General features: G+C 61.3%; 3 protein-coding genes. 2 read left to right on the top strand and 1 reads right to left on the bottom strand.

Features of this window, described 5'->3' with window-relative positions; translation table 11 throughout:
• The first annotated feature begins 146 nt into the window (after positions 1-146).
• Together ACUN0C_RS20080 and ACUN0C_RS20075 are read left to right on the top strand one after the other, a co-directional pair.
• A complete protein-coding gene (locus ACUN0C_RS20080) occupies positions 147-1,148 on the top strand; it encodes a site-specific integrase (protein ID WP_445468181.1) in 1,002 nt (333 codons plus the stop codon).
• 156 nt (positions 1,149-1,304) lie between these two features.
• Positions 1,305-1,571 carry a hypothetical protein gene (locus tag ACUN0C_RS20075; protein ID WP_445468180.1) on the top strand — a complete coding sequence of 89 codons (267 nt, stop codon included), beginning with the start codon at positions 1,305-1,307 and terminating at the stop codon, positions 1,569-1,571.
• An 83-nt stretch (positions 1,572-1,654) separates the two neighbouring features.
• Here the strand turns inward: ACUN0C_RS20075 and ACUN0C_RS20070 are convergent.
• A partial coding sequence (locus ACUN0C_RS20070; RefSeq protein WP_445468179.1) for a phage/plasmid primase, P4 family occupies positions 1,655-3,129 on the bottom strand: 1,475 nt, incomplete at its 5' end.

Genomic DNA, 3,129 nt, shown 5'->3' with positions numbered 1-3,129 from the left:
AACCTTGCCAAGGTTGGGGTCGTGGGTTCGAATCCCATCGCCCGCTCCAGTTTTTCTGAAGAACTTCAAAGACGTAGCGGTGCAAGCCGCTCGATCGATCCGTTTCCTCGAAGCCATGGTCACACTGTGGTCACACGAGGGAATGCATGGCGACTATCCGCAAGCGGAACGGCAGGTGGCAGGTGCAGGTCCGGCGCCAGGACCAGCCGAGCCGCAGCCGCACTTTTTCGACCGTCGCAGATGCCCGCCGTTGGGCGAACGAACAGGAGCGGCTTGCCGATCTCGGGCAATTCGCTGCCCCCGATAGTCCCGGAGGCCTGAGCGTCCGGGACATCCTGACGCGCTACATCAATAGCGTCTGTCCGACGAAGCGGTCCGCCGGTCCTTACGAGGCGCTGGTCCTGGAGGCGTTCTGCAGGCGTGCGCCGGAGGTCGCGGATCTCCCTGTCACCCGGGTCGCTGCAAGAGATTTCTCTGCCTACCGTGATCGGCGCCTGCAAACCGTATCGAACGACACGGTCTTGCGCGAACTGAACATCATCCAGCACGCGTTCGACCTGGCCTCAGGGGAGTGGGGCATCGAGGTCGAGAACCCCATCCGTCCCCTCCGCAAGCCGAAGCCAAATGCCGCGAGAGAGCGTCGCCTCCGCGCCGGTGAGTGGGACCGAATCGAGAGTGCCCTGTCAGAGTGCCGCAATCCGCTGGTGCTCCCGGTCGCGCGCATGGCTCTCGCCACGGCGATGCGCCGATCCGAGATCCTGTCCCTGACCTGGGCTCAGGTCGACCTGGTGCGCTCCACCATCCAGCTGCTGAGGACGAAGAACGGTCACCCTCGCCGCGTGCCTCTCACGCAGCTGGCGCTGGACACGCTCGCGTCCCGGCCAGCCGGGGGCGCTTCCCACCAGATCTTTCCGATCACGGATGTTGCTCTGAAGCAGGCTTGGGCTCGTGCCCTCCATCGCGCCGGCATCGAGGACCTCCACTTCCACGACCTTCGCCACGAGGCGATCTCGCGCTTCTTCGAGATGGGCCTGTCGCTGCCCGAAGTGGCGCTGATCTCCGGCCATCGCGATCCCCGGCAGCTGATGCGGTACACGCACCTGGAGGCCGCCAAGATCGCCCTGAAGCTGAGGGAGGCGGCCATGTGAAATGGTGAGTTCCCGATTTCTCGGGCGGAGCGCGTGTGGGCCCAATGGCTGCCGATCCGCCTGCCAACTCAGAAAAATCGTCCACTCCTTCCGGCCAGAGAGCCGGACTTCAATGAACCCGGCGCCGCGCGCATTTCAAAATTCTGGAGCACCGAAATGACTCAGGACAAGCAACTCGTCCGCAATTTCATCAACATGGTCAACGAGGTAGCCTACCACCTCGACGTCTTCTACGAGAATGACGACATGGGCATTCTCGCCAACGACGACGAGACCTTCATCAACTTCCGTCGTGCCATCCTGCTGATGCGGGAGCGTGACATGCCGATCTCCAGCCTGATCCTTCACGTCGAACGTCGGATCTCGGAGGCTTATGAGGAGGCCTTCTCGGGGTCGGGGCTGCCGGCCCTTGATGAAGAGTAATGCGGAAAGCCCGGCCGCCAGGGGGGCGGTCGGGCATTATTCATGTAGGAATGTACGTCGTGTACCTGTTTCTGCTTACTTTCTCACGAATTCAAGCTGAGAATCTTTGAGAAAGAACCCAAATCAGGTACATTCTGTACATCGTGCATGATGGAGATCCCATCCCAGAACCAACCGGCACTGTGGCGAACATAGGGCGTTCCAAAGCGATTCATGAATTGCTTCTTGAACTCCGCCTTCTTGACGGCGACGTGGTCATTCTCACGACACCAGGAGACGTAGTGATCGTAAAGCCGAGTCGCCCCAACCATCTGGCCCGGAGCGGCCAGGATGACCTCGTCCCTGTAGGCCTTCACGCTATCCGTCTCACCGCGGGCTGAGGCAGTCGCCGAAATGACCGCCGACGGCGGCGCAAGACCCTCGCTGAAGTAGGCCTGAGCTCCGCGCACCATCCAGTTCAGGATGGCGGACGACTCCTTCTTCAGCGCGTCAGCCAGGTGGGGATCCCGGTCCTTCTCCGGAACCACAACCGAGAACGGCACCTCGAGCACACGCGCCCAAAGCGCCTGACTGTAGGCAGAGAAGTTGAGGCGCTTGTTGGTGATGAGGAACAGCTTGTAGCTCGGCACGTAGGTAAAGTAGTCTCCGTAGAGAGCCCGAGCCGTAATCGGATCGCCGCCAGAAACCTGCTTCAGGAGCTCCTCATTCGGCTTGCTGTTGGTCGGAAACTCGTCGCAGATCACAGCGCGAGCCCCCCGAAGGGCAGCCAGATCATCGGGAATCCCCTTGTTCCCGTTGACGATGAAGGTATTCCGTTGCGGGGACTGGGCGAACGGGCCCAGAATGTGGCGGAGGATGTTCATCAGAACGCCCTTCCCATTCCGACCCTCTCCGTAGCACACGAAGAGCTTGCTCTCGTTGTTGAGCCCAGTCATGGTGTACCCAAGCACACGTTGCACCCAGCTGATGAGTTCCTTGTCGCCAGCGAAAGTCTGGTCCAGGAAACGCTCCCAACGAGGAGCCTGGGTGGCGGCCGCATCGTAGATCACAGACGAGAGCCGAGTGATCAACTGGTCGGGGCAGTGCGAGTGTGCGACGCCCGTCCGAAGATCGATCACAGCGTTCTCGACCGCAAACAGATAGGGATCCCTGTCGAAGTCGTTGATGTCCGCCCGGACCTCGGGCGCAGAGCGTGCAAGCTCGAGTGCATTCGACATCGTCCGAGCGCTCTCAGACTTCGTGACCCAGGAGGCTCCCTTCTTCTTGAGATCGTCGTCCCCCTTGATGTTCGCCACCTCCGCGCGCAGCAGAGCGGCCACCTTCTTCATGCGTTCCATGCAGTCCAGGTTCTTGCTGTCGAACTCCCAGTGTGTGTCGGCCCAGAAGAGCCAACCTCGTGCGCGAGTGAAACGAAGCTCCTTGCTGAACGCGGCGAGGAAACGGTAGGAGTTGCCGAGCTCCGTCCAGAACTGGCCGGGCGAGTAGCGCATGATGCCGCGAGCCGTGCGTTCCACCTCATCGGCGGGCAGAGGGACGTCGCAGTTGTCCGCGTTCCACT

This window comes from Faunimonas sp. B44 (assembly GCF_052655945.1).
The sequence above is the reverse complement of the archived record's forward strand: the minus strand, read 5'-3'. Positions and strand labels throughout refer to the sequence as shown.

What these genes read in the sequence shown, in the direction of transcription:
- ACUN0C_RS20080 (WP_445468181.1), top strand. Translation starts at nt 147, where the DNA reads ATGGCGACTATCCGCAAGCGGAACGGCAGGTGGCAGGTGCAGGTCCGG.
- ACUN0C_RS20075 (WP_445468180.1), top strand. Translation starts at nt 1,305, where the DNA reads ATGACTCAGGACAAGCAACTCGTCCGCAATTTCATCAACATGGTCAAC.